7 protein-coding genes and 1 pseudogene are annotated in these 4982 nt (G+C 61.1%); 7 read left to right on the top strand and 1 reads right to left on the bottom strand.

Features of this window, described 5'->3' with window-relative positions:
* The 7 genes and pseudogenes from EN991_RS23065 to EN991_RS41060 form a co-directional block, all read left to right on the top strand.
* Positions 1-475, top strand: a 475-nt coding sequence (locus EN991_RS23065) for a DUF3363 domain-containing protein (RefSeq protein WP_127369613.1), incomplete at its 5' end; no start/stop codon positions are given.
* 307 nt (positions 476-782) lie between these two features.
* Positions 783-1784 (top strand): AraC family transcriptional regulator, encoded by a 1002-nt coding sequence (locus tag EN991_RS23060; protein ID WP_127369612.1) that lies wholly within the window; start codon positions 783-785, stop codon positions 1782-1784.
* 85 nt (positions 1785-1869) lie between these two features.
* Complete coding sequence (locus tag EN991_RS23055; RefSeq protein WP_245461049.1) at positions 1870-2577, top strand: nitroreductase family protein; 708 nt, start codon at positions 1870-1872, stop codon at positions 2575-2577.
* 80 nt (positions 2578-2657) lie between these two features.
* Positions 2658-3575, top strand: a complete 918-nt coding sequence (locus EN991_RS23050; RefSeq protein ID WP_127369611.1) for an NADP-dependent oxidoreductase — start codon at positions 2658-2660, stop codon at positions 3573-3575.
* Between the two features lie 511 nt (positions 3576-4086).
* A complete protein-coding gene (locus EN991_RS41800; protein WP_348630108.1) occupies positions 4087-4374 on the top strand; it encodes an alpha-hydroxy-acid oxidizing protein in 288 nt (95 codons plus the stop codon).
* Positions 4375-4391: 17 nt separating this feature from the next.
* Positions 4392-4601 carry an alpha-hydroxy-acid oxidizing protein gene (locus EN991_RS41795; RefSeq protein ID WP_348630504.1) on the top strand — a complete coding sequence of 70 codons (210 nt, stop codon included), beginning with the start codon at positions 4392-4394 and terminating at the stop codon, positions 4599-4601.
* A pseudogene (locus tag EN991_RS41060) lies at positions 4562-4657 on the top strand (alpha-hydroxy-acid oxidizing protein); the annotation flags it as partial. The gene EN991_RS41795 and the pseudogene EN991_RS41060, both read left to right, overlap by 40 nt.
* A 68-nt stretch (positions 4658-4725) precedes the next feature.
* Here the strand turns inward: EN991_RS41060 and EN991_RS41055 are convergent.
* Positions 4726-4982, bottom strand: a 257-nt coding sequence (locus EN991_RS41055; RefSeq protein ID WP_245461048.1) for a methyltransferase domain-containing protein, incomplete at its 5' end; no start/stop codon positions are given.

Genomic DNA, 4982 nt, shown 5'->3' with positions numbered 1-4982 from the left:
GCAGATCGGTGCCGGCGGCGCGACTTGGCTCGACCGTCAGCTTGTCGCGAGCAGACCCGCCGAAATCGGGGAGGGGGGCTTCGGCAGGCAAGTGAAGCAGGCGCTTCAGGATCGCACCGATCATCATGTCAAGGAGGGCCTCGCACGGCACGAAGGCCAACGCGTGATCCTCGCTCGCAACCTGATCGACACGCTACGCGATCGCGAGGTGAACGCGCTCGGCGCCCGACTGGCTGCAGAGACTGGTCTGCCCTATGCGAAAGCGTCGGAAGGCGACCAAGTGGCTGGCATCTATCGACAAAGGTGTTCGCTCGCCTCGGGCCGGTTCGCAATGATCGACAACGGGTTGGGTTTCCACCTCGTTCCTTGGTCGCCGTCGGTCGAGCGGCAGCTGGGAAGACATGTCTCCGGGCTGGCTTGCTCAGGAGGCGGAGTCGCTTGGACCTTTGGAAAGAGGCGAGCACTTGGGTTGTGAATCCCGACGACTATCGTGCGTTCGCGGTCGGCAGCGGCATTCCAGCTCTTGGTAAAATCGTTGCACCCAATGTCCTCCATTCAAGTCACCCCGGCGCCTTCCTGAAAACAGTCGCTCTGCTGAGCGGCGTCCTGCCGACTCCCTGTCGTTCGATGCGGGTAGGGACGCAAAAAGGGTCGATAGCCGAATGTTATGGCGAGGTCTAATAAAGGACCTTGATCGTGGACGCTCGGTGGCCTCCGGCAACAAGCAGAACCAATCCATAATTGCGATAGGATGTTTCACCATTTCCGGTTTTCGAGGTCCAATGTCTGAAGTGGACTGGCTCAGCCATCTCTTGCAAATGATCACCGTCACTGGCCAGCTCGAGGTCCGCTGCGCCTACGGTGCACCGTGGCGCGTCCCCTGGAGCAGGGCTGCCGCGAACGAAATTCCCTACCACGTCATCGTCAAGGGCCGGGCCATTTTAGAGGATCCGGAGACGAGAACAGCAAGGGAGCTGATGAGCGGAGACATCGTGTTGCTGCCGCACGGTGCGGCGCATGTGCTGCACGACGGTAGTGGGCAAACACCAATCCCTACCCAGCAACGCTGGGGGTCTGCCGGATGGATGCTGAGCGAGAATGATGCCCAGGGCGAGCAGCTCGACCTGCTGTGTGGACGGTTTTTCGTCGCGCCACCCCATGATCGGTTGATCCGTAACTACCTGCCCACAAACCTTGTCGCGCGGTCTATGGACGGCCATGAAGAAAACGGTATCGGCTCTGCTTCCAACCAATTGGCCAGCCTGGTGAGGCTGATGCGAATGGAGTCCGCCGGAGACAGAGCGGGAGGACGCGCCATTCTCAACGCGCTTTCGTCGGCCCTGTTCACCTTGGTACTGCGCGCGGCGAGCGAAACCGAAGAAGCGCCCGAAGGCTTGTTGGCCTTGGCCGGCCATCCGCGGCTGGCACCAGCAATCGCGGCGATGTTTGGGGATCCGGCGCGGTCTTGGAAACTGCCTGATTTGGCGGCCATGTGCGGCATGTCGCGGGCTACATTCATGAGGCACTTTCAAGACAGGCTGGGTTGCTCCGCCGTCGATTTATTGACTGATCTCCGCATGAGTCTGGCAGCCAACGAGCTAAAAAAGCCAGAGATCAGCACCGAGACCGTCGCCGAGACGGTCGGATATCAATCGGTTTCGGCGTTCCGCCGTGTATTTGCCGAAAGGATGGGAATGACGCCGGGGGAATGGCGCCGACTGGCGCACAATCCCGCATCGGCTCGAGCCGCACTGGAGTCTCACGCGTCAGTTGATCCTTTCTAGCATCATATTGAGCTAACTAAGTCTCGAAATAATCAATCATCCTCGTAAATTAAGCTCCGTAATCACTTGATAAGGGAGCCATCCAATGAACTGCATCAGCCTAGCCACCGGACCCGCAACCCGCGCAGCCGCCGAAATCTTCGTGGAAACCAGGAAGAGCAAAAACGCTTTCGCGACGAACGCAGTCATCGAAACCATCCTGAGCCGCAGTGCCGCAAAGTACTACGACACCGCCGCAACGCTGACCGACGATCAAATCCGCGACCTGGTGCGTATCGGCACGTCCGCGCCAACCTCCTTCCACCTGCAGAACTGGCGCTTCATCGCCGTACGCTCGCCCGAAGCCAAGGCGCGGCTGCGTCCGATCGCCTGGAATAACCAGCCCGCGATCACCGACGCGGCCGTGACATTCATCATCATCAGTAGGCTGGCCGATGCCAGCACCGTCCCCGACCGTCTAGCGCCCGTGGTGGAAGCCGGCATCATGCCGGCACGCCTGGTGCCGGAGTGGGAAATCCCCGCGCGCGGACTGTATGACGATCAGCCCCAGCGCCAGCGCGACGAAGCTGTGCGCTCCGCGACCTTTGGCACCGCGGCGATCATCTACGCGGCCCGTTCGCTGGGCCTGGGTTCGACGCCGATGATCGGTTTCGACTCCGAGGCGGTGCACGTCGAGTTTGGTCTGGCCGAAGACGAAGTGCCCGTGATGCTGTTGACTGTCGGACCGGAGCGAGCCGGCAACTGGCCGCAGAAGCCGCGCATGCCGGTGGCTGATGTCCTGGACTTTGCATAACGGAAAAGCGTGAGAGGTCGAAAAACCTTCCACGCCTGCAATTTACCCCGAACCAACAAATCACTGAGGAGATAATTCCCATGAAAGCGATCGTAGCAACGGATCAGGCTGCAGGAGAGGCCGGGATGAAGCTGGTACAGCGGCCCGAGCCGCGGGCGGCAATAAACGATGTTGTTGTGGAGGTTCATGCGGCGGGATTCGTCAACACCGAACTGGAGTGGCCTTCGACCTGGGCTGATCGAACCTTCCGTGACCGGACGCCATCGATCCTCGGCCATGAGCTCGCAGGTGTGGTCACTGCGCTCGGCTACGGCACCACGGGACTGTCAATCGGCCAGCGCGTATTCGGCCTCGCAGACTGGCATCGCGATGGCACGCTCGCCGAGCATGTCGCTATGGAAGCTCGCAATCTCGCGCCGCTGCCCGGCGACGTTGACTTCACGGTGGGTGCGAGCCTGCCGATCTCCGGCCTGACCGCGTGGCAGGGGCTGTTCCAGCATGGCCGCCTTCAGGCGGGGCAAAGCGTGCTCGCGCATGGTGCGGCCGGTGCCGTCGGTTCGATGGTGACGCAGCTTGCAAGGGAGGCCGGGGCTTACGTCATCGGCACCGGACGCACTGCAGACCGCCAGAAGGCGCTCGACTTCGGCGCAAATGAATTCGTCGATCTTGAGAACGACTCTCTGGAAGACGTCGGCGGCGTCGATCTGGTGTTCGATGTCATCGGCGGCGGCATTCAGAAGCGGTCTGCAGCCCTGATCCGGGCCGGAGGCACGCTGGTGACCGTCGTCGGTCCTACCGACGTGCGGCCAGCGGATGGCCTGGCGATTGACTTTGTCGTCGAGACCGATCGCACCCAGCTATACGAGATAATTCAGCGAGTGCGGGACGGAACACTGAGGACGAACATCGGCAAAGTCGCGGCCCTCGACGACGCCGTTGCAACTTTCAACTCGAAAGAGCGACGTTCGGGAAAGACGATCATCCGCGTTCGGGCGTGAGGACTCGGGGGAGAGAGGGCAGCTCCTCTTTCTCCTGAAAGCCGAAGGTCCGCGGCAAACGCCGCGGCGTCAGATGTGGTTGCATCTTGGGAGTTCGAGTTCGGTGGCGTCTGCCTGCAGCAATCCCGGTAGCTGGCGAGATTTTGATCCAATACTGCGTTGTTTGTTGAATCTGAAGCCTGGAGGCAAAGACCCAGGCATGGCGGCGAGAGACGATTAAACATTGATCGATAGCTTCAGACCTTGCTTTGCCGTCGCGTGGTATATGCGCGAAGGCTAATGTCCGTCGGGAGTAGAAACATGCTGAGAATTGTAGGGGACCGAGACCCCGACTGGGCAGAAGGTCGACATCTTCACCATCGTGCCTTGTGGTGTAGCCAGCTATCAAGCCTGGGAGGACGGCGGCACAACCGTGCCGACGTTGTGTTCAAATGCCGACTTCTTCTACAGCGTCACCGGCAAGTGCGACTTCAACAAGCGCCCCTCGATAACGGCGCTGACACAGTAGGAGGTGTATCTCTTTGCCTTTGGGAAAGCGGCACGTGCTGCGCGTGTGACAAGACTTGATACCGGGATCACGCTCTTCGGGCAAAGTCTGCCGCATCCGATCATCCTGGCCCCGATAGCATATCTGCGGCTGGTGCATCCGGAAGCGAGGTGGCGGCGGCGCGCGGCGCCGGAGTGGCGGAAGCGGTGTTCACTTTGGGGACCACGGCGATGCAGCGATCGAGGATGGCGTGGCGGTGAGCCAGTCTCCAGTCTGGTTCCTGCTCTATTGGCAAAGCAATCGCGGTTTTAATGGCCAACTCTTAGCGCATGGCGGCACTTGGCGCAAAGGCGATCTGTGTGACGGTCGACATGCCGACGCCAGGCGATCGCCGTAGGCAGTTCCGGGCAGGATTCATAATTCCCGACGGCCTCGCAACGCCATACTTCAAGGACCGGAACACCGGCGTGCTCAAAGTTGGCACTGCGCAGCGGCGGCCATGCCGACCTGGGCGGATACTGCCTGGCTGCGTTCGCTGACAACCCTGCCGCTTATTCTGAAGAGCATCCTCGATCCTGAGGATGCCGAGCGGGCGATCGGAACGGGTGTCGATGCCATCGCGGTCTCGAACCAACCCTCCCGGCAATCATCGGCTTCACCAGATTACCGAGGTCGCGCCGCGTCGGCTTCGTGGAAGCGAACCTTCTCGTCAAGGCCGCTGAGCATGGTCAGCCGGCCGGATGCCTCGACAAAGGCTGGTGTGAGGTCGACACCATCGACCTGGCAGCCATAGGTGGCGGCCAGGAAGCGCGCCGGGCCGCCAATGCCGCTGCCGACATCAAGGATCCGGTCGGTGGGCGAGGGGGCAAGACCGAAACTGCCCTTCGCCGACAACACATTCAACGCGGCAATCTGCTTCT

Origin of the sequence: Mesorhizobium sp. M7A.F.Ca.US.005.03.2.1, from assembly GCF_003997795.1 — a bacterium.
GTDB classification, from domain to species: Bacteria; Pseudomonadota; Alphaproteobacteria; order Rhizobiales; family Rhizobiaceae; genus Mesorhizobium; species Mesorhizobium ciceri.
The sequence above is the reverse complement of the archived record's forward strand: the minus strand, read 5'-3'. Positions and strand labels throughout refer to the sequence as shown.